The sequence below is a fragment of the Nocardia seriolae NBRC 15557 genome, assembly GCF_007990715.1.
Classification (GTDB): Bacteria; Actinomycetota; Actinomycetes; order Mycobacteriales; family Mycobacteriaceae; genus Nocardia; species Nocardia seriolae.
In genome coordinates, this window is the sequence record NZ_BJWY01000018.1 from 61,289 (window position 1) to 84,371 (window position 23,083).

At 67.8% G+C, this 23,083-nt stretch carries 20 protein-coding genes and 1 pseudogene; 8 read left to right on the forward strand and 13 right to left on the reverse strand.

Features of this window, described 5'->3' with window-relative positions; translation table 11 throughout:
* Window positions 1-99: 99 nt before the first annotated feature.
* Together NS2_RS08695 and NS2_RS08700 are read right to left on the reverse strand one after the other, a co-directional pair.
* Window positions 100-627, reverse strand: coding sequence for a DoxX family protein (locus NS2_RS08695; RefSeq protein ID WP_033086765.1), 528 nt, complete (start codon window positions 625-627; stop codon window positions 100-102).
* Window positions 628-778: 151 nt separating this feature from the next.
* Complete coding sequence (locus NS2_RS08700; protein ID WP_033086764.1) at window positions 779-2,140, reverse strand: NCS2 family permease; 1,362 nt, start codon at window positions 2,138-2,140, stop codon at window positions 779-781.
* A 272-nt stretch (window positions 2,141-2,412) separates the two neighbouring features.
* On the opposite strand from NS2_RS08700, the gene NS2_RS08705 reads away from it, so the two are divergent.
* Window positions 2,413-4,467 carry an AMP-binding protein gene (locus NS2_RS08705; protein ID WP_033086763.1) on the forward strand — a complete coding sequence of 685 codons (2,055 nt, stop codon included), beginning with the start codon at window positions 2,413-2,415 and terminating at the stop codon, window positions 4,465-4,467.
* A gap of 22 nt (window positions 4,468-4,489) precedes the next feature.
* On the opposite strand, the gene glgP is transcribed toward NS2_RS08705, so the two are convergent.
* The gene (gene glgP, locus NS2_RS08710) at window positions 4,490-7,057 is read right to left on the reverse strand and encodes an alpha-glucan family phosphorylase (protein WP_033086762.1); all 2,568 of its coding nucleotides are present in this window, start codon (window positions 7,055-7,057) and stop codon (window positions 4,490-4,492) included.
* A 114-nt stretch (window positions 7,058-7,171) separates the two neighbouring features.
* On the opposite strand from glgP, the pseudogene NS2_RS08715 reads away from it, so the two are divergent.
* From NS2_RS08715 to NS2_RS08730, 4 genes and pseudogenes are all read left to right on the forward strand, one after another.
* Window positions 7,172-7,832 (forward strand): annotated as a pseudogene (locus NS2_RS08715) (PaaI family thioesterase).
* A gap of 43 nt (window positions 7,833-7,875) precedes the next feature.
* Window positions 7,876-9,879: an alpha-1,4-glucan--maltose-1-phosphate maltosyltransferase gene (locus tag NS2_RS08720; protein ID WP_033086761.1), complete on the forward strand. Its 2,004-nt coding sequence runs from the start codon at window positions 7,876-7,878 to the stop codon at window positions 9,877-9,879.
* On the forward strand, window positions 9,876-12,029 hold the full coding sequence (gene glgB / locus NS2_RS08725) for a 1,4-alpha-glucan branching protein GlgB (RefSeq protein ID WP_033086760.1): 2,154 nt from the start codon (window positions 9,876-9,878) through the stop codon (window positions 12,027-12,029). The genes NS2_RS08720 and glgB overlap by 4 nt, the downstream gene beginning before the upstream one ends.
* A gap of 108 nt (window positions 12,030-12,137) precedes the next feature.
* Window positions 12,138-12,353, forward strand: coding sequence for a hypothetical protein (locus tag NS2_RS08730; protein WP_033086759.1), 216 nt, complete (start codon window positions 12,138-12,140; stop codon window positions 12,351-12,353).
* A 46-nt stretch (window positions 12,354-12,399) separates the two neighbouring features.
* Here NS2_RS08730 and NS2_RS08735 read toward each other — a convergent pair whose 3' ends face one another.
* Window positions 12,400-13,050: a TIGR03086 family metal-binding protein gene (locus NS2_RS08735; protein WP_045436814.1), complete on the reverse strand. Its 651-nt coding sequence runs from the start codon at window positions 13,048-13,050 to the stop codon at window positions 12,400-12,402.
* Between the two features lie 120 nt (window positions 13,051-13,170).
* On the opposite strand from NS2_RS08735, the gene NS2_RS08740 reads away from it, so the two are divergent.
* Window positions 13,171-14,532 (forward strand): TrpB-like pyridoxal phosphate-dependent enzyme, encoded by a 1,362-nt coding sequence (locus tag NS2_RS08740; RefSeq protein ID WP_033086758.1) that lies wholly within the window; start codon window positions 13,171-13,173, stop codon window positions 14,530-14,532.
* A gap of 71 nt (window positions 14,533-14,603) precedes the next feature.
* On the opposite strand, the gene NS2_RS08745 is transcribed toward NS2_RS08740, so the two are convergent.
* The 3 genes from NS2_RS08745 to NS2_RS08755 form a co-directional block, all read right to left on the reverse strand.
* On the reverse strand, window positions 14,604-15,458 hold the full coding sequence (locus NS2_RS08745) for a tetratricopeptide repeat protein (protein WP_033086757.1): 855 nt from the start codon (window positions 15,456-15,458) through the stop codon (window positions 14,604-14,606).
* A 58-nt stretch (window positions 15,459-15,516) separates the two neighbouring features.
* On the reverse strand, window positions 15,517-15,888 hold the full coding sequence (locus tag NS2_RS08750) for a DUF3817 domain-containing protein (protein ID WP_052086185.1): 372 nt from the start codon (window positions 15,886-15,888) through the stop codon (window positions 15,517-15,519).
* 212 nt (window positions 15,889-16,100) lie between these two features.
* Window positions 16,101-17,285 (reverse strand): acetyl-CoA C-acetyltransferase, encoded by a 1,185-nt coding sequence (locus NS2_RS08755; protein ID WP_033086755.1) that lies wholly within the window; start codon window positions 17,283-17,285, stop codon window positions 16,101-16,103.
* A gap of 233 nt (window positions 17,286-17,518) precedes the next feature.
* Here NS2_RS08755 and mce point away from each other — a divergent pair, with 233 nt between their 5' ends.
* On the forward strand, window positions 17,519-17,992 hold the full coding sequence (gene mce / locus NS2_RS08760) for a methylmalonyl-CoA epimerase (RefSeq protein ID WP_033086803.1): 474 nt from the start codon (window positions 17,519-17,521) through the stop codon (window positions 17,990-17,992).
* A gap of 86 nt (window positions 17,993-18,078) precedes the next feature.
* Window positions 18,079-19,047, forward strand: coding sequence for a coiled-coil domain-containing protein (locus NS2_RS08765; RefSeq protein ID WP_033086754.1), 969 nt, complete (start codon window positions 18,079-18,081; stop codon window positions 19,045-19,047).
* Window positions 19,048-19,228: 181 nt separating this feature from the next.
* Here the strand turns inward: NS2_RS08765 and NS2_RS08770 are convergent, their stop codons facing one another.
* From NS2_RS08770 to NS2_RS08795, 6 genes are all read right to left on the reverse strand, one after another.
* Complete coding sequence (locus NS2_RS08770; RefSeq protein ID WP_143161199.1) at window positions 19,229-19,795, reverse strand: hypothetical protein; 567 nt, start codon at window positions 19,793-19,795, stop codon at window positions 19,229-19,231.
* A 123-nt stretch (window positions 19,796-19,918) separates the two neighbouring features.
* A complete protein-coding gene (locus NS2_RS08775; RefSeq protein WP_033086752.1) occupies window positions 19,919-20,713 on the reverse strand; it encodes a hypothetical protein in 795 nt (264 codons plus the stop codon).
* Window positions 20,683-21,099 (reverse strand): hypothetical protein, encoded by a 417-nt coding sequence (locus NS2_RS08780; RefSeq protein ID WP_143161198.1) that lies wholly within the window; start codon window positions 21,097-21,099, stop codon window positions 20,683-20,685. The genes NS2_RS08775 and NS2_RS08780 overlap by 31 nt, the downstream gene beginning before the upstream one ends.
* Before the next feature lie 135 nt (window positions 21,100-21,234).
* Window positions 21,235-21,540 (reverse strand): Rv1322 family protein, encoded by a 306-nt coding sequence (locus NS2_RS08785; RefSeq protein WP_033086750.1) that lies wholly within the window; start codon window positions 21,538-21,540, stop codon window positions 21,235-21,237.
* A 10-nt stretch (window positions 21,541-21,550) separates the two neighbouring features.
* Window positions 21,551-22,228, reverse strand: coding sequence for an endonuclease NucS (gene nucS, locus NS2_RS08790; RefSeq protein WP_033086749.1), 678 nt, complete (start codon window positions 22,226-22,228; stop codon window positions 21,551-21,553).
* 23 nt (window positions 22,229-22,251) lie between these two features.
* Window positions 22,252-22,986: a rhomboid-like protein gene (locus NS2_RS08795; protein ID WP_052086179.1), complete on the reverse strand. Its 735-nt coding sequence runs from the start codon at window positions 22,984-22,986 to the stop codon at window positions 22,252-22,254.
* Between the last annotated feature and the right edge of the window lie 97 nt (window positions 22,987-23,083).

Genomic DNA, 23,083 nt, shown 5'->3' on the forward strand with positions numbered 1-23,083 from the left:
TACTCCGGTGAACCCCCAATTCCCACATCGGATGTGTCAGTTGCCCCCGCGCCAAGCCCTGCACGCGGCGCGGGGGCACCGAAACTCCTTCTCCCCCGCCTACTTCACCGCGAGCGTGACGAGCGCGGCCACCACGGCCAGCGCCACCGCCGCGGCGCCCCAGACCAGACCCTGACGCTGCCACGGACGACCGTGATCCAGCGACAGGCGACCGGGTCCGGCGAAGGCGAATGCCACCGAAGCGATGGCGTAGACCGCGGGCAGCTCCCACATCGCGAAGCCACCGCCCCGGGCGGCATTGATCGCATTGAGCATGGTGCCCAGCGCGATCGCCGCGCCGAGCGGCGTCAGCAAACCCAGCACGAGCAGCAGACCGCCGGTGATCTCACTGAGACCGGCGAGGGTCGCGAAGAACTTGCCGGGGTCGTAGCCCATGCCCACGAAGGCCTGCCCGGTGGCATCGAGGCCGTATCCGTTGAACCAGCCGAACAGCTTCTGGCTGCCGTGCACGGCCAGCAGGCCGCCGAAGCCCACGCGGGCGACGAGCAGGCCGATATCGGCGCCGGAGACGCCGTTCGAGGCGGCGGCCGGGGCGGCGGAGGTGGCGGTGTTCAGCGTTGCGGTCATGTCGGGGTCCTCGTCTTCTCGGGTCTTGCGGCTCTTCGGGCGATTTCAACCGGACCATGGTCCGCTTCGAAGCCTACAGCAGGTCCCCAACGACGTCGGGCGCGAGGCTATTCCGCCTCGCGCCCGATTCGCGCAATGAAGTCGCCCCGCGCTACTTGGCGAGGAACCAGAAGTAGTAGAGGAAGATCGCCGTGAGCGCCCACATCACCGGATGCACCTCGCGCCAGCGGCGCTTGGCCACCATGACGATCGGGTAGAACAGCAGGCCCATGGCGATGCCGTTGGCGATCGAGTAGGTCAGCGGCATCATCACCACGGTGATGAAGGCCGGCACCGCGTATTCCAGCTTGTTCCACTCGATCTCGCCCAGCGACCGCGCCAGCAGCACGCCGACCACGATGAGCGCGGGCGCGGTCACCGCCGACACGTCGGCGAAGGTGGCGAAGATCGGGAAGAAGAACAGCGCGATGAGGAACCAGCCCGCGGTGGTGACCGCGGTCAGCCCGGTGCGCCCGCCCGCCGAGACACCCGCGGTAGATTCGACATACGCGGTGGTGGAGGAGGTGCCGATGATGGCGCCCGCGGCGGTGCCGACCGAGTCGGCGGCCAGCGCCTGGCCCGCGCGCTCCAGCTTGCCGTCGTTCGTGAGCAGCCCGGCCTGCTTGGCGACACCGATCAAAGTGCCGGAGGCGTCGAAGAAGTCGACGAACAGCATGGTCAGCACGACGACCACCATTTTCCCGGTGAAGGCGTCGGGCAGGTGGATGATGGCCTGGCCGAAGGTCTGATCCAGGCCGTGCGGCATCGCGGCGATCGAGTCCGGCAGCTTCACCAGCCCGGTGACGATGCCGAGCACGGTGGTGCAGAGGATGCCGTAGAGCACCGCGCCGTGCCAGCCGAGCACCAGGAACACGACGGTCACGACCAGCCCGAACAGCGCCAGCAGGGTGGTGCCCTGGTGGAAGTTGCCCAGGTGCACAAAGGTATTCGGGTCGCTGGTCACGATGCCCGCGCTCTTGAGGCCGAGGAAGGCCACGAACATGCCGATGCCCGCGCCGACGGCCAGCTTCATCTGCATGGGGATGGCTTCGATGATCTTCTCGCGGACCTTGGTCACGGCCAGCACGAAGAAGATGACGCCGGACAGGAAGGTGCCCGACAGCGCCTCCTGCCAGGGGATGCCCATGTGCAGCACGACCGTGTAGGCGAAGAAGGCATTGAGGCCCATGCCGGGCGCGAGCGCCACCGGGTACTTGGCCCACAGGCCCATGACCAGGGTGCCGAAGATGGCGGCGACGGCGGTCGCGGTGAACACCGCCTGCACCGGCATGCCCAGGGGACCGAGGTCGCCGTGGTCGCCCAGGATGCGCGGGTTCACCGCCAGCACATAGGACATGGCCAGGAACGTGACCGTTCCGGCCATGATCTCGCGCTTGACGGTGGAACCGTGTTCGCTGATGCCGAAGTACGCGTCGACGCGCTTCTTGGTGCGCGTGCGGACGTCGGTGCTCATGTGTGTGCTGTCTCCAGTCGGAGGAAGGTACGAAGGTTGCCGTGGGCACCGTACTTGTTCCGTATGTCCGCACATGAACCGCCCCGGCGAACCGCGAGCTACCGCACTTGCCAGAGACTTGTTTTCCCGCCTCTACCAGCGCAATTAATTGGCAATTTAAATAACTACCGGCCGGTAATTAAAGACTCTTGACCCTTACTGTCTGGGACGTTACAAATACGTAATCAGCCGGGGGTTTTCAGGGGAACCGGCCAGGCAGAAGTTGTACGCCAGTGGTAACCGATGTCATCGACGCGGTCGCGGAGTTCGCGATCGGCCGCAAAGCAATCTGGGATGTCCTCGTCGACCCGCAGACCTACCCCCGGCTATTTCCCGGAATCGGCGCGTGCGAACAACTCGACACCGTGGACGCGCACCCCACGCTGAATATGCGTGTCGGCGGCAACGGTATCGAGGTCCACGTGGTGCGGGTTCAACTGCACATCACCCGCGCGGGTGAGAGCTTCGAGCTGCACTGCCCCGAGCGCGGCAGCTTCGCGGTGGTGCGGCTGCGCGGCGACGGCGAGCACACCCGCGCCTACGTCACCTATTTCAAGGCCGGGCTGGTGCATCCGCTGCTCGCGCAGTTGCCGAATTCGTCGGTGTTGGCGTGGACGCAGGCCGGGCTCAAGCGGGTCGGCGATCTGATCCTGGGCACGCCGAGCTCACTCATCGTCAATGGCGAGGATTCGCCGGTGCGGCTGCAGGCCGGGGTGGTCAAGCGGATGGTGGCCTCCGGCGTGGTGCGCACCTATCGGCCCGATGTCGGGCTCAAGCAGATCGGCGGGCTGGCCAAGTGGGGTTTCAGCCTGGCCGGCGGGTACGCGGCGGCGGCCGCGCACTCACCGCAGCGCCCGGCCGTGATCGACGACCGGTACTCCAGCACCTTCGACCAATTGAACGCGCGCAGCAGCGCTCTCGCGGGCGCGTTCACCGCGCTCGGGTTCACCGCGGGCACCACGGTCGGGCTGCTGTGCCGCAATCACACCGGCATGGTCGAGTGCATGGTGGCGGCGGGCAAGTCGGGTGCGGACGCGGTGCTGCTCAATACTGGGCTGCCCGCGCGCCAGATCGAGGAGATCGCGGCCCGGCATCGGCTCTCGGCGCTGTTCGTGGACAGCGAGTTCGAGCATCTGGTGCGGTATCTGCCGACCGACGTGCCGCGGTTCACCAGCGACGATGTGCCGCCGGATCCGGGGCGCACCACCATCGAGGAACTCATCGCCATGCGGCAGGAGCCGCCGCGCAAGCCGCCGCGGCCGGGCCGGCTGGTGGTGCTCACCTCGGGCACCAGCGGCACTCCCAAGGGCGCGCGGCGGCCGCATCCCAAGGGTTTCGGGACGGTGGCGGCGCTGCTGTCGCGAATTCCGTTCGGCACCAACGAGACCATGTTCATTCCGGCCCCGCTGTTCCACACCTGGGGGCTGGGGGCGCTGCAGATCTCGACGGCCATCCGGGCGACGGTGCTGCTCGGTGACCGCTTCGACGCCGAGGACTGCCTGCGCCGCATCGCCCAGCACCGGGTCACCGCGCTGATCGTGGTGCCGATCATGGTGAACCGAATCCTGGACCTGCCCAGCCATGTTCGCGCCCGCTACGACCTGTCCAGCCTGCGCATCGTGGCCTCCTGCGGCGCGCCGCTGGCGGGTGCGACGGTACTGAAGTTCCTCGACGCCTTCGGCGACATCCTCTACAACGTGTACGGCTCCACCGAGGTGTCGTGGGCCTCCATCGCCGACTCCGCGGACATGCGCATGTCACCCACCACGGCGGGCCGCCCGCCGCTGGGCACGAAACTCGCCGTGCTGGGCCCGGATCGGCGTCCGGTGCCGGTGGGCGCGACCGGCCGCATCTTCGTCGGCAATCACATGCTCTTCGACGGCTACACCGACGCGACCCCGCCGGACGAGGCCGACGGCATGCTCGACACCGGCGACGTCGGCTATCTCGATGCCTCCGGCAAGCTCTTCGTGGCCGGGCGCGACGACGAGATGATCATCTCCGGCGGCGAGAACGTCTTCCCCCGCGCCGTCGAGGAGGCGCTCTCGCACCTGCCGCAGATCTCCGAGGTGGCGGTGGTCGGCGTGCCCGATCACGAATTCGGCCAGCGCCTGGCCGCTTTCGTCGTCAAGCGCCCCGGCTCCGGCCTGGACTCCGACATGGTCCGCAACTACATCCGCCACCGCGTCAGCCGCTTCTTCGTCCCGCGCGACGTCACCTTCCTGGACTCGTTGCCGCGCAACACCACCGGCAAGATCCTCAAGCGGACACTCGTCGCGCTTACCTGATCGCCGCGGCGCATCCGGGTGCTCAGGGGCTCGGTGTCGCCACCAGGCCGAGCTCCGCGTCGGAGGCCAGCAGGGGGTGGTGCGGGAGGATACGGATGGTGTAGCCGACCGCGCCCGAGATCGGGACCGGGGTCTCGATGGTGAAAACCTCTGCCCCGGAATCGGTTCCGTGGTGACGCATGGGGTAGGCGTGCACGTCGGTGAGGTCGTCGGCGGGTGAGACGCGACCGAGCACGGCCTGGACGGTGACGTCGGCGGGGGTGAGGCCGCCGAGGTCGATGCGGGCGCGCAGGGCGAGGTCCGCGCCGATGACCGGGGTGTCGGGCAGGCCCGAGCTGTCGACCTGGAGGACTTTCACACTGGGCCAGGCGGATTCGACGCGGCGGCGGTAGACCGACAGCTCCCGTGCGCCCTTGAAGTCGTTGTCGGACAAGGCTTCATAGGCCGACGCGGTGGGCGCGTAGTAGTCGACGGCGTAGTCGCGGACCATGCGGGAGGCCAGCACCTGCGGCCCGAGGGTGCGCAGGGTGTGGCGGACCATTTCCATCCAGCGCACCGGCAGGCCGTCGTGGTCGCGGTCGTAGAAGCGCGGCAGCACAGCGCGTTCCAGCAGTTCGTAGAGGGCAGATGCCTCCAGGTCGTCGCGGCGGTGCTCGTCGCGGACGCCGTCGGCGGTTGGGATGGACCAGCCGTTCTCGCCGTCGTACATCTCGTCCCACCAGCCGTCGCGGATGGACAGGTTGAGGCCGCCGTTGAGCGCCGACTTCATGCCGGAGGTGCCGCACGCCTCGAGCGGGCGCAGCGGGTTGTTGAGCCAGACGTCGCAACCCCAGTAGAGGTAGCGGGCCATGGACATGTCGTAGTCGGGCAGGAAGACGATGCGGTGCCGCACGGCCGGATCGTCGGCGAAGCGCACGATCTGCTGGATCAGGGCCTTGCCGCCGTCATCGGCGGGATGGGACTTGCCCGCCACCACCAGCTGCACCGGGCGCTCGGGATCGAGCAGCATGGCGCGCAACCGGTCCGGATCGCGCAGCATGAGCGTGAGCCGCTTGTAGGTCGGGACCCGGCGGGCGAAGCCGACGGTCAGCACGTTCGGGTCGAAAACCTGGTCGACCCAGCCGAGTTCGGCCGGGGCCGCCCCGCGCTCGAGCCAGGAGTTGCGCAGCCGCCGCCGCACCTCGTCGACCAGGATGCCGCGCAGGGCGTTCCGGGTGGACCACAGTTCGCGCAGGTCCACATCGCAGAGCCGTTCCCAGCCGCGGGCCTCCTCGACCAGTTCGTCGCCGATCAATTCGCGGGCCTTGTCGATCCATTCGCGCGCGGCCCAGGTGGGCGCGTGCACACCGTTGGTGACCGAGCCGATCGGCACCTCGGCGGCGTCGAAGCCCGGCCACAGCGGCGCGAACATGGCCCGGCTGACCTCGCCGTGCAGCTTCGACACGCCATTGGCGCGCTGGGCGAGTCGCAGGCCCAGGTGGGCCATGTTGAAGACCGAGGGATCGGTCTCACGGCCCATGGCCAGGATGCGGTCGACCGAAACACCCGGCAGCACAGGCGATTCCCGCTCACCGTGCGCGCCGCCGAAATAGCGGCGGACCAGGGCGCCGGCGAAGCGGTCGATACCGGCCGGGACCGGGGTGTGCGTGGTGAAGACGGTCCCGGAGCGCACCGCCGTCAGCGCGGAATCGAAATCCATTCCGGTGGCCATGTATTCGCGGATCCGCTCGATGCCGAGGAATCCGGCGTGGCCCTCGTTCATGTGGAAGACGTCCGGATCGGGCAGCCCGTTGGCGCGCGTGTAGGCGCGGACCGCGCGCACCCCGCCGATACCGGCGAGGATCTCCTGTTTGATGCGGTGGTCCTGATCGCCGCCGTAGAGCCGGTCGGTGACGGCCCGCAGTTCCGGATCGTTCTCGGCGATGTCGGAGTCCAAGAGCAGCAGGGGAATCCGGCCCACCTGGGCGATCCACACCCGCGCCCGCAGCACCCGCCCCTCGGGCATGGACACGTGAATGAGCACCGGCGCGCCACCGTCCGCGAGCAGCCGCAGTGGCAGACCCATCGGGTCCAGTGCCGGGTAGTGCTCGGCCTGCCAGCCGTCGGCGGTCAGGGACTGCCGGAAATAGCCGGAGCGGTACAGCAATCCGACGCCGATGAGCGGCAGCCCCAGATCCGAGGCGGCCTTCAGATGGTCGCCCGCCAGGATCCCGAGCCCGCCCGAGTAGTTCGGCAGCACCTCGGTGACACCGAACTCCATGGAGAAGTAGGCGATTCCACGCGGCCCCCGCTGCTGCTTCTGGAACCAGCGCGGGCGGGCCAGATAGTCACTCAGATCGGCGGCGGCCGCATCGACGCGCCGCGTATAGGCGTCGTCCGAAGCCAGCTCGTCCAGCCGCGCGGCGGGCACCTCCCCCAGCATTCGCACGGGATCGTGCCCGACCTCAACCCACAGCCGCGGATCCAGTTCGGCGAACACATCCTGGGTCGGCCCATGCCAGGACCAGCGCAGATTGGTCGCCAGCTCGGTCAACGCGGACAGCCGCTCCGGCAAATGGGCGCGAACGGTGAATCGACGCAATGCCTTCACCCCTGTAGACCCTACCTGGGAGTCCGTCGTCCCAGCTCACTGCGCCTGATCTAGAAATGAGGCGGGCATGACCCTGAAGTGAGCAAGCGCTAAGCAACCGATAACGTGTTCTATATGAGCGAGCAGCAGATCGAGGCGGTCGACGGACTGCCCACCCAGGAGCATCACGAGGGCGGGTTCCGGCCGATTCGGGAACTGGGCCGCGACAACAGCAAGGGCGGGGCCCACTACGGCGAGTTCATCGACCAGGTGCGCGGGCTCATGGACCGGGTGCGGCTGGCCGACCCGTCCGACGAGCTGGCCCTGGACGTCATCGCCACCCTGAAGGAACTCAACGACAAGCTCGATGAGGCGGTCGTGGACGAGTGGCAGGCCCCGGCCTGGCATCGCAACGACCTGCCCGCGCGCGGCAATATCACGCTGCCGCCGTTCCTGGTCGACGCCGCGGGCAAGGACGGGGTGCACGCGCGCATCACCTTCCGCACCTTACCATCTGGGCGGCAACAGCGCGGCCCACGGCGGGCACATCGCGCTCGGCTTCGACGACCTGCTCGGCATGACCGCGGCCCTGTACACCAAGCAGGCCACCCGCACCGCCTTCCTGCACGTCGACTACCGGTCGATCACGCCGCTGAACACCGAGTTGAAGGTGCACGGCTGGGTGGAGCGCCAGGAGGGCCGCAAGGTGTTCGTGCGCGCCACCCTGCACGACGGCGATCGGCTCTGTGCCGAGGCACACGGCCTGTTCGTGCTCCTCAAACCCGGCCAGCAGTAGTCGCTCCGGTAAGTCCGGTATCCACTCCGGTAAGTTCAGGGGCGTGACCGGCCGCATCGCAATCGATGACACCGCCCCCGCGATCCCCGGCGGCCGGGCCGCGAAGGCCGTCGCCGGCGAGGTCGTCCCGGTGCGGGCCGTGGTCTGGCGCGAGGGACACGAGGCGGTCGCGGCGACGCTGGCCGTGCGCGGCCCGGGTTCGTCTCGCACACAGCGGATTCGCATGACTCCGGAGTACGAGCCGGACGTCTACAACGCCGTGTTCACTCCGGATCGGCCCGGCCGCTGGAGCTTCCGCATCGAGGGCTGGAGCGATCCCATCGCCACCTGGCGTTCCGGCGTCGAGGCCAAGCTCGCGGTCGGGCAGAGCGCGGTCGATCTGGCCAATGATCTCGAGATCGGGGCGCGGCTGCTGGAGCGGGCCGCACTGGCGGTGCCGAAGAAACAGTGGACCATCCTGCGGGACGCGGCCGCCGCCCTGCGCGCCGACGCCCAGCTGCCCGCCCGGGTCGCCCCCGCCTTCAGCGCCGAGGTGAGCGCCATCCTGCAGGCAACGCCCTTGCGGGAGTTGGTGACTCCCGGGCCGCTGCACACCGTCCAGGTGGAGCGGCAGCGGGCGCTCTGCGGGGCCTGGTACGAATTCTTCCCCCGCTCGACCGGCGGCTGGGACGCGGCCGGCAACCCGGTGCACGGCACCTTCGCCACCGCCGCCAAGGACCTGCCGCGCATTGCCGCCATGGGATTCGACGTGGTGTATCTGCCGCCCGTGCACCCCATCGGCACCGTGAATCGCAAGGGGCCCAACAACTCTCTGACCGCCGAGACCGAGGACGTGGGCTCGCCGTGGGCGATCGGTTCGGCCGAGGGCGGGCACGACGCCGTGCATCCGCTGCTGGGCACCGAGGCCGACTTCGCCGACTTCGTCTCGGCGGCCCGGGAATTGGGCATGGAGGTGGCGCTGGATCTGGCATTGCAGTGCGCGCCCGACCATCCGTGGGTGGCGGCGCATCCGGAGTGGTTCACCACGCTGCCCGACGGCACCATCGCCCACGCGGAGAATCCGCCGAAGAAGTACCAGGACATCTATCCGCTGAATTTCGACGACGATCCCGATGGGCTCTATGCCGAGGTACTGCGGGTGGTGCGGCATTGGATCGGGCTGGGCGTCACCATATTCCGGGTCGACAATCCGCACACCAAACCCGCCGATTTCTGGGAATGGCTCATCGCGCGGGTGCACCGCAAGCACCCGGAGATAGTCTTTCTTTCCGAGGCTTTCACCCGCCCCGCCCGCATGTACGGCTTGGCGCGGCGCGGATTCAGCCAGTCCTACACGTATTTCACCTGGCGCACGCACAAGCACGAGATCGAGGAATTCGGCCGGGAATTGGCCGCCAAGGCCGATGAGATGCGCGCCAACCTCTTCGTGAACACCCCCGACATCCTGCACGAGAGCCTGCAATACGGCGGGCCGGGCATGTTCGCGATCCGCGCGGTGCTGGCGGCCACGCTCGGGCCCAGCTGGGGCGTGTACTCCGGCTTCGAACTCTACGAGCACCAGGCGGTGCGGCCCGGCAGCGAGGAATACCTGGATTCGGAGAAATACCAGCTGCGCCCGCGCCGTTTCGCCGAGGCCGCCGCGCGCGGGGAATCCCTGGAGCCGTGGCTGACCCGGCTCAACGAGATCCGGCGCGCGCACCCGGCGCTGCGTCAGGTGCGCTGCATTCACTTCCATCCGGTGGACAACGATGCGCTGCTGGCCTTTTCGAAGTTCGACCCCACCACCGGGGACGCCGTGCTGGTGGTGGTGAACCTGGACTCCTTCGGCGCCCAGCAGGGCATGGTGTCGCTCGAGCTGCCCGCCATCGGCCGCGAATGGCACGACCGGCCGGTTGTGTACGACGAGATCAGCGGCGAGGAATACCACTGGGGCCAGAGCAATTACGTGCGCCTGGACCCGGCCCGCGCAGTCGCGCACATTCTGGCGCTGCCGCCGGTACCCGCCGCGGCGCGCACCGAGCTCGCCTATCGCCGCTCGTTCCGATGAATCGGCGCGACCTCCTGCTGCTGGCGGCGGGTACCCACCCCGATCCGCACACGGTGCTGGGGGCGCACCCGCATCCCGAAGGCACGATCATCCGGGTGCTGCGGCCGCACGCGGAGACGGTCGCGGCGCGCATCGGCGGCGTGGATCATCCACTGGCGCACCGTGATCACGGCGTCTTCGAAGGGGTCATGCCCCACCCGGAGCTGTGGGACTACCGGATCGTCGCCGCCTATCCCAGCGGGCGCACGGTGGTGGAGGCGGACGGGTACCACTTCCTGCCGACGCTCGGCGAGATCGATCTGCACCTGCTCGGGGAGGGACGGCACGAGCGGCTCTGGGAGGTGCTCGGCGCGCATCCGAAGCGGTACACCACGCTCGACGGCGAGATCGCCGGCACCGCCTTCGCGGTGTGGGCCCCCAATGCCCGCGGCGTCGCGGTGACCGGCGACTTCGACGGCTGGAGCGGAAACACCGCACCCATGCGGAAGCTCGGAGATTCCGGCGTGTGGGCGCTGTTCCTGCCCGGAATCGGGCCGGGCGACCTCTACAAGTACCGGGTGCACGGCGCGGACGGGCGCACGGTGGACCACGCCGACCCGATGGCCTTCGCCACCGAGGTGCCGCCCGCGACCGCGTCGGTCATCACCGCGAGCGAATTCGCCTGGGGCGATGCGGATTGGCTGCGGACGCGGGCGCGAACCGATCCGCTGCGCGCGCCGGTCAGCATCTACGAGGTGCACCTGGGCTCCTGGAGACCCGGGCTCGGCTATCGCGAGATCGCCGATCAGCTCGCGGAATACGTACTCGCCCAGGGCTTCACCCACATCGAGCTGCTACCCGTGGCCGAGCACCCGTTCGGCGGCTCGTGGGGATATCAGGTCACCTCCTACTACGCCCCGACCGCCCGCTTCGGCTCCCCGGACGACTTCCGATACCTCGTGGATCACCTGCACCGCAAGGGAATCGGCGTGCTCCTCGACTGGGTGCCCGCGCACTTCCCGCGCGACGAATGGGCGCTGGCCCGATTCGACGGCACCGCCCTCTACGAGCACGCGGACCCGCGTCGCGGCGAGCAACTCGACTGGGGCACCTACGTTTTCAACTTCGGGCGCCACGAGGTCCGCAACTTCCTGGTCGCCAACGCGCTGTACTGGATCGAGGAATTCCACCTCGACGGGCTGCGGGTGGACGCCGTCGCATCCATGCTCTACCTCGACTATTCGCGCCCGGACTGGGAGCCCAATATCCACGGCGGGCGCGAGAACCTGGAGGCCGTGTCCTTTCTCCAGGAGATGAACGCGACCGTGCACAAGCATCATCCGGGCGTGCTCACCGTCGCCGAGGAATCCACCACCTGGCCCGGCGTCACCCGCGCCACCGAGGTGGGCGGGCTGGGCTTCACCATGAAATGGAATATGGGCTGGATGCACGACACCCTCGGGTATCTGGCCCACGATCCGGTGTACCGCACCTGGCACCACAACGAGATCACCTTCTCGCTGACCTACGCCTGGAGCGAGAACTACGTGCTGCCCATCAGCCACGACGAGGTGGTGTACGGCAAGGGCACGCTGTGGACCCGCATGCCCGGCGACGACTACACCAGGGCGGGCGGGGTGCGCGCGCTGCTGGCCTACATGTGGGCGCATCCCGGCAAGCAACTGCTGTTCATGGGCCAAGAGTTCGGGCAGTTCCGGGAGTGGGACCACGACCGCGGGCTCGACTGGCACGAACTGGAAAACCCGCTGCACCAAGGTATTCAGAAGCTCGTCGGTGATCTCAACCGGCTCTATGTCGCCAGTCCCGCGCTGTGGAGTCAGGACACCTCGCCGGGCGGGTACGCCTGGATCGACGCCGACGATCGCGACAACAATGTGCTGTCGTTCCTGCGCTACGGCACCGACGGGTCGATGCTGGCCTGCGTCTACAACTTCTCCGGGCGGCAGCTCGAGGACTATCGCATCGGATTGCCCGGGGCCGCGACGGATTCGTGGCACGTGGTCTTGAACACCGATGCCGTCGCCTACGGGGGCGGCGGCGTCGACCGATCCGAAGCGATTGCCGCCCAGCCGGTTCCGTGGCACGGCCGCCAGGTGTCGGCCGTGCTGACGCTGGCGCCGCACAGCGCGCTCTGGCTCTCGTGCCCCTGATCATCGGGGCACGGAAAGCAAGGTCAACCCTTGCCGGCCGGAAGCGGGTAGGAAGGAAATCAGCGGCGTCGCAACCCAATTGCCTTTACCCCGAAGGAATGAATCTGTATGAAGAAACTCGGTACCTTCGCGCTCATCGGTGCGGCCGCGACCGGCCTCCTGACCGCGGGCGCGGGCCTCGCCGCCGCCGATGATCAGATCGACGCCAAGCCGGTGCTCGCGGTCGGCGAGCCGGACCCGACCGGCACCGGCTCCACCCAGATCGTGAAGAGCCTGACCGACCTGATCTCCACCGGTAGCGCGAAGGCCGGAACGACCAAGTAGTACAACGTTCCCCACTTCGCGGGGAAAGTGGGGAACCGCGGGGTCGTCACACGCTGATCGTCATCGCCCCGCCCGCCCACTCCGGCCAGCCGGGCGAGCGGCCCAGGACCGAGAGAATCCGGTCCAGACCCGAGACGTTCGGGGCATCGACTTCCGGCGCGAAGGACGCGCCGGGCTGCGACCGGGCCGCACCGCCCGGCACCGCCGCCGCCACCGGCAGGCCCGCGCTCAGCAGCTCGTCATCGAATTCGACGGTCACGCCCAGCGCCCGCGCCACGTCCCAGGTGTGCACGATGTAGTCGATGAAGTGAAAGCTGATGGCCAGCGGCGCGGGAATCACTATGCCGCCCCGGATCTCCGGCAGCGGAAGCTGCCGCTCCAGCACGCCGGGTTCGGCGAAGGCGGCCAGCACGACCTCCGCCGCGGCCCGGTACTCACCGACCGGATCGTCACCGAGCGGCTGCGGCTTCCACAGCGCGATATCGCCCTCACCCCGTGCGGCGGCGGCGAAGCCGTGATGCTGAATGATCATGTGCTCCAACAGATCTCGCAGATCCCAGCCCGCGCACGGCGTGGGCACGGCCAGGTCCGCCGCGGTCATGCCCGCGACCACCTCGATGCTGGCGCGCACCGCCCGTGCATCCAACGCGATCAGTTCGGTCCCGGATCCCAGTAATTCTTCATAGGTGCTTATCATACGCACCAGCTTACTAACTGGGATCGACGAGCGACAGGGTAAATCCGACGAATTCGACACCACCGGTCCGATCTCGGGAGGACCCTGGACGGACAGTCGATTCGAGCCGGGAGGGCTCCCGTGGACGAGCGCACCAAGATCACACTGGACGAATCCGAGATCCCCCGGCGGTGGTACAACGTCATCCCCGACCTGCCCGCGCCACCGCCGCCGCCCCTGCACCCCGGCACCCGGGAGCCCGTCGGACCGCAGGATCTGGCACCCCTGTTCCCGATGGAGCTCATCCGGCAGGAGGTGAGCACCGAGAGCTATATCGAGATTCCGGACGAGGTCATCGACGTGTACCGGCTGTGGCGGCCGACGCCGCTGTACCGGGCGCGGCGGCTGGAACGGGCGCTCGGCACCCCGGCGCGCATTTACTACAAGTGCGAAGGCGTCTCCCCCGCGGGCTCACACAAGCCGAATACCGCTGTCCCGCAGGCGTTCTACAACTTCGCCGAGGGCACCCGCCGCCTCACCACCGAGACCGGGGCGGGCCAGTGGGGCAGCGCGCTCGCCTTCGCCTGCGCCCAGTACGGCATCGACTGCGAGGTGTGGATGGTGCGCGCCTCCTACGACCAGAAGCCGCACCGGCGCACCCTCATGCAGACCTGGGGCGCGACCGTGCACGCCAGCCCCTCACCGGTCACCGCAGCGGGCGCGAAAATCCTTGCCGACGACCCGAATTCGCCGGGCAGCCTGGGCATCGCCATCCGCGAGGCCGTGGAGGTGGCCGCGGCCGACCCGGACACCCGCTATGCCCTGGGCAGCGTGCTCAATCACGTGCTGCTGCATCAGACGGTCATCGGCGAGGAAGCCCTGAAACAGTTCGCCGCGGCGGGCGAGCGGCCACCCGACATGATCGTCGGCTGCACCGGCGGGGGCTCCAATTTCGCGGGCCTGTTCCTGCCGTTCCTGCGCGAAAAGCTCTCCGGCCGAGCCGATCCCGTCATCCGTGCCGTCGAGCCCGCCGCCTGCCCGTCCTTCACCCGCGGCATCTACGCCTACGACTTCGGCGACACCGCCGGCTTCACCCCGCTCATGAAGATGCACACTCTCGGCCACGACTTCATCCCCGACCCGGTGCACGCGGGCGGCCTGCGCTACCACGGCATGTCACCGCTGCTCTCGCACATGTACGAACTCGGCCTGTTCGAGGCGGTGGCCAAGCAGCAGCGTGAATGCTTCGCCGCGGCAGTCACATTCGCGAGGACAGAGGGCATCCTCCCGGCCCCGGAGCCCTCCCACGCCTTGGCCGCGGTCATCGAAGAGGCCAAGCGCTGCAAGGAATCCGGCGAGGAAAAGGTCCTGCTGACCGCCCTGTGCGGCCACGGCCACTTCGACATGACCGCCTACGAGCGCTACCTCGCGGGCGAAGTCCCCGACTTCGAACTCCCCCAGCCCCGCATCGACGCCGCCCTGGCGTCCCTCCCCAAGGTCTGAACAAGATCAGGGAGCTCTCACCGAGGAATTTCGTCCGATTCCCCTCGGTGAGAGCTCCCTGATCTCGAATCTCAGTAGAGGGCGGCGGCGAGTTTGCGGCGGGCGGCGACCACGATGGGGTCGGCGGGGTCGAAGAGTTCGAAGAGTTCGAGCAGGTGGGTGCGGGCGCGGGTGCGGTCGTCGCCGGCGGTGCGCTTGACCTGGGCGATGAGGCGGTCGAAGGCGGCTTCGGGGTTCTGGTTGAACATTTCCAGGTCGGCGGCGGCGATGGCGGCGTCCAGGTCGGCCGGGTCGGCGTCGGACTTGGCCAGGGCGTCGGGGTCGAGTTCCTGTACGCGGGAAAGGAATTGGACCTGGCGCAGCGCGGCTTTCGCCTCGGCATTGTTCGGCTCGGCGGTCAGGATGTCCTGGTAGCCGGCGATGGCGGCCTCGAAATCGCCACGCTCCAAGGCTTCTTCGGCGGCGACGAAGCGCGGGTCCTCGGGGACCTCGGGCTCGGCCTCAGCGCCCGCGCCGACACCGGGGAGCTTGCCGCGCACGGCGTCCACGACGGCGGCGATCCAGCCGGTCACCTGCTCCTCGGGCTGATTGCCGGTGAAGTCGGCCAGCGGCTGGCCGGCGGCCACCGCGACCACGGTCGGAATGCCCTGCACGCCGAAGGCCTGCGCGATGCGCATATTGGCCTCGGCCTCGACGGTGGCCAGATCCCAGTCGCCACCGGGGACGACCAGCTTCTCCAGCAGCTTCACCAGTTCGATGCTGCCCGGGCTGCGCTGCGAGTACAGCACCACCACCACGGGCACCTGGGTGGAGCGCCGCAGCACCCGCTCCTCGAAATTGGCCTCGGTGACGGCGTGGTCACCCGGGACATCTCCCGCTGCGGCAACCGGCTGCTTGAGGGCGGACAGGTCAACCGCGCCCGACATGGCGGCGGCTGCGGCGGCGGAAGGACGGCGTGCAGGTCGAGTCACGACATCCAGTTTGTCACGAAGCGGCGGCCGCGGGTGCCGCGCCTCGGCTCAACTCCTCCAGCTGACCGGAGTTGATCGCCCAGCGCTCGAACCACACGGAGGTGAAAGGCACCACCGCGGACGCCAGCGCCAGACCGGTCGTCTTGCCGGGCCACTCGTACTCGCGCGAGGCCAGCAGGCAGTTGATGGCATAGGCCAGGAACACGATCCCGTGCAGCATGCCGAACACCATCACGGGCCACTTGATCGGCTGATCGGCGATGCCCAGCGCATCCGCCCGCTTCAGCGCCGACCCGATGAACAGCAGCACCCAGGAAGGAACTTCCAGCAGACCGAAGAACCGCACACGCTTCGCGACCGTAGACAGGTCGAACAGATCACCCATGGTGACCATTCTGCCGGACGGCTACGACGGCCCGTAGTGGAGCTGGTCACACCCGCTTTCAGCGGGTGAGGAGATTTTCGGGGGCCTTGCCCCAAACCCCCGAAGGCAGGAATTCGCGGCGACGCCCCCAACTCCGACGAAACCGCTCGCCCTCAAAACCGAACGGCCCCGGCTCATTTCGAGCCGGGGCCGTCGGTCATAGCCGAAACCGCTTACTTGACGCGGACGATGAGGGCGTCGCCCTGGCCGCCGCCACCGCACAGGGCGGCCGCGCCGATGCCGCCGCCGCGGCGCTTCAGCTCCAGCGCCAGGTGCAGGACGATGCGGGCACCGGACATGCCCAGCGGGTGTCCGATGGAGATGGCGCCGCCGTTGACGTTGACCTTCTCCGGGTCGATGCCGAGCTTGCGGGTGGAGGCGATGCCGACGGCGGCGAAGGCCTCGTTGATCTCGACCAGATCCAGCTCGGCAGGCGAAATGCCTTCCTTGGCACAGGCTTTGGCGATGGCGTTGGCGGGCGGCTCCTGCAGGGAGGAGTCCGGACCGGCGACGACACCGGCCGCGCCGATCTCGGCGATCCAGCTCAGGCCCAGCTCCTCGGCCTTGGCCTTGGACATGACGACCACCGCGGCCGCGCCGTCGGAGATCTGCGAGGCCGAACCGGCGGTGATGGAGCCGTCCTTGCGGAAGGCCGGGCGCAGCTTGCCCAGCGACTCGGCGGTGGTGTCGGCGCGGATGCCCTCGTCCTCGGCGAACTGGATCGGGTCGCCCTTGCGCTGCGGGATGGCGACCGGCGCGACCTCGTCGGTGAAGACGCCGTTCTTCCAAGCGGCGGCGGCCTTCTGGTGCGAGGCGGCGGCGAAGGCGTCCTGCTCCTCGCGGCTGATCTTGTCGGTGTCATTGCGCTGCTCGGTGAGCGCGCCCATGGCCTGGTCGGTGAAGATGTCGTAGAGGCCGTCGAAGGCCATGCTGTCGCGCAGGTTGACGTCGCCGTACTTGTAGCCCTCGCGGCTCTTCTCCAGCAGGTGCGGGGCGTTGGTCATGGACTCCTGGCCACCGGCCACCACGATCTCGTACTCGCCCGCGCGAATCAGCTGGTCCGCCAACGCGATTGCGTTGATACCGGACAGGCACACCTTGTTGATGGTGAGCGCCGGGACATCCATCGGAATACCGGCGGCCGCCGCGGCCTGCCGGGCCGGGATCTGCCCCGCGCCCGCGGTGAGCACCTGGCCCATGATCACGTAGTCGACCTGCTCGGGCGCGACCCCGCCCTTCTCCAGCGCCGCCTTGATGGCGATGCCGCCCAGGTCGGAGCCGCTGAAGCCCTTCAGCGATCCGAGCAGCCGGCCGACCGGGGTGCGCGCGCCGGAGACGATGACGGAGGTGGTGGACACGATGAGGGCCTCGCTTACGTCGTATGGGTGCCGCGCCGCCAACCATCGGAGCGGTACTCCACGGTAACTCCCGGCACTTCGGGCAGGGTATGTGGGTGCGCACTACCGTTCGTGGTGTGAGCAATACCGAGAACACGACGGCGGCGCCGTCAACGAACACCGTGGCGGTGCCGTCAACGAACACCGTGGCGGTGCCGTCAACGAACACCGTGGCGGTGCCGTCAACGAACACCGTGGCGGTGCCGTCAACGGAGACCGAATTCATCCCGTCGGAATACGTCGTCGCAGTCGATCACGTCGGAATCGCTGTGCCCGATCTCGATTCGGCGGTCGCCTGGTACCGGGACAATCTCGGCATGGTCGAGACGCATCGGGAGATCAATGCGGCGCAGGGCGTGCACGAGGCCATGCTGTCGGTCCCCGGCACGCCCGAAGGATCGGTTGCTCTTCAGTTGCTGGCTCCGCTGAACGAGGAGTCGACGATTGCCAAGTTCATCGATCGAAACGGGCCTGGCCTGCAGCAGCTCGCATATCGGGTCACCGATGTCGAGGCCGTTTCCGCGCAACTGCGTGAACGGGGCTTGCGTTTGCTGTACGCAGACCCCCGAGCTGGAACCGCTGGTTCCCGCATCAATTTCATCCACCCCAAGGATGCTGGCGGTGTGCTGGTGGAACTGGTCGAACCGGCGTCGAAAACTACCCACTAGTACCGGGATCCGGCACCCTAAAGAGGCTGTAACAACATTCGCGGTCGGGTCACCATCAGTGGTCGTCAGGCTGTAGTTTGTGGGGCATGTCGTCCACTGAGCCCGATCGTAATCGCTTCGTTGCACTGCCCTTTACCGTTGTGCGGAAGGGCTATGACCGTGACGAGGTGCGTAACTACTTCGACCGTTTTGATGCCGAGCTAAGGGTCACCGCCACCGACCGCGATGCCGCCGCCGCGCAGGCCCGCAATCTGGCGGCCCAGCTCGAGGATGCCCGAGACGAGATCGACGAGCTCCGTAAGGAGGTCGACCGGCTCTCGGTGCCGCCGACCACCGCCGAAGGCATGTCCGATCGCATCTCCCGCATGCTGCGCCTGGCCTCCGACGAGGCCTCCGAGGTGCGCGCGCAGGCCCAGGCCGAGGCCGCCGAGATGATCTCGATCGCCGAGCAGCAGGCCACCGAAATGCGTGGGAAGTACGAATCGCTCCTCTCCGAAACCAAGGAGAAGCGCGAAGCGCTCGAAATCGAATTCGAGCAGACCCTCGCGAACGCGCGCTCCGAGTCCGCCAAGATCGTCGAAGCCGCCAATGCCGAGGCCGACCGCCTCACCAAGGAGTCCGAGGCCAAGCGCAAGGCCACGCAGCAGGACTTCGAGGTCACCATGGCCGAGCGTCGCACCAAGCTCACCCGCGCCATGGAGGAGCTGGAGGCCACCTCGCGCGCCGAGGCCGCCCAGCGCATCAAGGACGCCACCGACGAGGCCAACCGCCTCATCACCTCGGCGACCAACACCGCCGATCGAAAGATCGCGCACGCCAAGGAACTCGCCGAGGAAATGCGCGTGCTGCGCGGCCGCGTCCTGGCCCAGCTGCTCGGCATCCGCGGCCAGCTCGACTCCGTCCCGGCCATGCTCGCCGCCGTCAACCGCGAGAGCGAACTCCTCGACGGCGCACCGGAACAGCGCTCCATCAAGGGCGGCCGCAAGGCCATCGCCGACGCCCGTGACGACGACGACCTTGTCGACGAGCGCGAAAACGCCGACATCTCCAGCTAATTCACCGACCCGGGCGACAACCCGCATCCGTTCGAAGGCCGCTTCTCTTCCGGGAAGCGGCCTTCCTTATGCCCGCAGTCGCCCGCGCCCGCTCACCACAGGCCGAATCGCATCGGCCGCTCACCGGAATCGCTTGGGCCGCTGGACTTTCGGGATCCTAGGGTTCTCGGTCGCGCCGCGATCAGCGCCGAAATTGCTTGGGGCGCTGCTCGTCCGGGATCTCCGGGTGCTGGACGTACCATTCCCGGACGGCAACGACGGCACGAGCCTCATCGGGTCCCAGATAGCGGCCCAGCGACGTCACCAACAGGGCCAAGAGCCAGCCGACGACGAAGAACTGACCGACGAACAGCAAGAGCACGGCAATCGGCGAGCCACCGAGACCGGCAGCGCCGAGCGCGAGACCCGCTCCGGCTCCACCCGTCCGGCTTCCCGCGGTCGCCGCCGCCGCGGTCCCGCCCGCCAAGATCCGGCTCTCCTCCCGCCGCTGCTGCAGCACGGACCTGAAACCCATCACCAGACTCCAGCCGAACCCGAGCGCGATCAGCGTCAGCAATACGATCCGCCCCCACGACCGGGTGTTCTCGACGATCATCGAGACGACGATTGCGGAGATCCACACGGGAAACACGCCCACCAGGAGGAAGACGAACAAGAACCGCACCCGTCGGAGCCAATAGCCGACCCCGCGTACGTACCAGGACCGCCCCAGTAGCGGAACCTTGGGGATGTCGGGCTGGGTGATCACCGTCGACTCCATCATTCGGTCAGAAGATCTTGTGCCAGAGTTTGGTCGTCGCACCCGAGGCGCTCTTCCAGCGGTCCTTCATGTCGTCACCGGCGTTGGACAGGGTGTTCGCCGAACCGTATTTCAGACCACCCCACCACGATCATGGATATCTTCCGCCCAATGCTCGTGAAATCCCTCGAACGCCACGTCGCCGACACCGACAACCACCGGCCAAGGCCAGACCCGAGCCGGTGCGGTGACGCTCAGCGCCGCGGCCCCTGCGGTAATCCCGACCCTCCAGGCGGCACCGGCACCCAGACCGATCGCGGCGGCACCGTAGTCATAAGCGCGGGCAGAATCCGGATTCTGCCCCTTCAGGAAGCTCAGCGATTCGGGAGCTAGCTTCTCCAGTTCGGACAGGAACTTGTCCACATCACCAACCTTGGCGTTCAACGCATTCGACAGCGGCAACTCGCCCTTTCCGTTCTCCGCCGCGGCAAGCTCGGTCTCCAGGTCCTTCAGGTCCCTGACCGCGTCGATGTGGCCGAGGCCGACCGGATCGTCGAAGGGCATGGGTTCGGCCTTGGCGGCGTATGCGTCGTGGGCGGTGTTCCAGTCGGCGAGGGTGACGCGTTTGTCCCGGGAGAAGTCGGCGACGTGGCCCGTCGGTACGATCGGCTTGACGATGTCACCGATGGCCTTGGCGGCCTGCAGACGGAAGCCGCGCGCCAATCGAATTGCGGCGGCATAGGTTTCGACATTGTCCTGTTGGGCCTGGCGGGCGTCCGTGGCAGCCGGGGAGTCGGGATCGCCGGTGATGACAAGGGGTAGAGGCTTGCCGTCCGCGCTGATTTGCGCATCCTTCTGCTGGGCCTCGTGCGCGGCGTTGTCAAAGTCGGCCTCGATTAGAACTTGCTGCCGGACACCACCGAGCACGCGATATAGCCCGCGCTGCCGGAATCGATGAGCGGGCAAGGCAATTGCTTCACTTCGACGTCCTTCGACATCGAGCTCGTCACCGTGCCATCGGTATTCCGCTGCTCCACCACGATGTGATGTGCGCCGACGGTCGTCGGCCGCCACTGCACGCCCATCCATTGGCCGCCATTCTCGCAGTAGGGACGTATGGCCTCGAAAGGCGACTTCCCGATCGCCGTGCCATTGTCCAGAATCCACGTCGGACCCGTGCATCCCGACGTATGTGCCCCGATGTCCCACGATTCGCCGTGGTTGTAGTCACCGACGGTGACGCTGAGCGACAGCACTTCCGCTGTCGCCACGCCCGAACCGCGGAAGGCCATCATCGTCGCCGCGGCGCCCACCACTGCCAGGCCGATATTGTTTGTTCGCAATCCAATCCCCTAGCGAAATGCATTCGTTTCAGTTCGTGGAAGGGTAGCGTTCCCGCCTTACAGGGACCGGGTTACGAACGCCCCCAGTTCTCGGGGGTCGAATGCTCAGGACCAGCGGCGGGTGATGGTGCGGGTGTTGCGGCCGTTCCAGCAGCCGGTGTGCCAGTGGCGGCGGTCGTCTTCGCCGCCGGACTGGGCCCAGGCGACGATGTGGGGGGTACCGGGTGGGATGACGTGGTCGCAGCCGGGGCAGCGGTACGGCTTGATGGCGCGGGTGCCGGGGACCGTGCGGACGATGAAGGTTTCGTCGGTGCCGGGGCCGGGTTCGGTGCGGCCGAAGACGTCGCCCAGGGGGCGCGGTTCCCGGTGGGACCGCGCCGCGCCCTTGGCTCTGGCTTTCCGGCGGGACATGGTATCGAGGTTAGAACAGGCGGAATTCGTCGGACTCGGTGCCGCGGAGGGCGTCGTAATCCAGGGTGAGGCAACGGATGCCGCGGTCGGTGGCGAGGGTTTTCGCCTGCGGCTTGATCTGCTGGGCGGCGAAGACGCCGGCGACGGGGGCCAGCAGCGGGTCGCGGTTGAGGAGTTCGAGGTAGCGGGTGAGCTGTTCGACGCCGTCGATCTCGCCGCGACGCTTGATCTCCACCGCGACCGTCGCGCCGTCGGCGTCGCGGCACAGGATGTCCACGGGACCGATGGCGGTCATGTATTCGCGGCGGATCAGCGTGTAACCCGCGCCGAGGGTTTCGATGTGCTCGGCCAGCAGCGCCTGCAGGTGCGCCTCGACGCCGTCCTTCACCAGGCCGGGATCCACGCCGAGCTCATGCTTGGAATCGAGCTCGATGTCCTCGACCGTGATGCGCAGCTCCTCGCCGCCCTTGTTGGTGACCACCCAGAGTTGGCTTGTCTCCGAGTCGGTCTCGCGCTCCTCCAGCCAGCACGGCGGGCTCATCCAGTTCAACGGCTTGTAGGAACCGCCATCGGAGTGGACCAGCACCGAGCCGTCGGCCTTCATCATCAGCAGACGACGGGCCATGGGCAGGTGGGCGGTCAGACGGCCAACGTAATCGACCTGGCAGCGAGCAATCACAAGGCGCACCGGTCGAGTCTAGTGACCAGGGCTCAGGCCAACAGCACCAGGCAGGCGAAAACGGAACCGACTGCCAGCAGCAGGGTTTCCGGCCAGTTCAGGGGATGCGAGGGCGTCACCTGGCGGCGAATCATGAGCCGGCCGACACCGAGGCCGAGGCACAGCGCGAGAAAATGACCGACATTGGTGAAGGTGTGCCACACCATCACGCCACCCAGCGCGAGGGTGAGCCAGCTTGCCGCCCAGACGAAACGGCGATGCGCGGGCAGCACCGCGATGAGCGCGCCGACAACCGCCATGGTGCCGTAGCTGACGCCGACATCCTCGACCATGGTGATGCTGTTCGGCATCAGGTGCGAGCGCACGGCGACCCAGAGACCGACGGCGACCAGCACGGTTGCGCCGACATGGCCGATGAAGAAGGTGTGCACGAGCTTCACGGCACCGAATCGGCGCTCGGCCAAGGCCAGCAGACAGGCCAGCAGCGGGACGATGATGAAGACGGTGGCCGCGCCCTCACCCACCAGGAACGCGCTGGAGAACAGGGTCCCGAAACGGCCCTTGGTCAGGTTGTGCAGATTCGTGCTGGCGTGCAGCACGATTCGCGTCTCGTTCTTGGCGCTCACCATGGTCAGCGCCACCGTGATCAGCGTCAGCAGCCCGACATAGCTGTACGTCGCGGGCAGCCAGAGCGCCGACAGCCGCGACCGTCTGCTCTTGACCACCGGCGTCGCCGGTGCCGCTTCGATGACCATGCCTTCGATCATTGCCGTTCTGTCCGCAACGAGACTGGTTGTCCGCTGGGAGCTTTCTGTGAATCCATAACTATCGATATGTACCTCGGATACACCCGAATGTACCCAA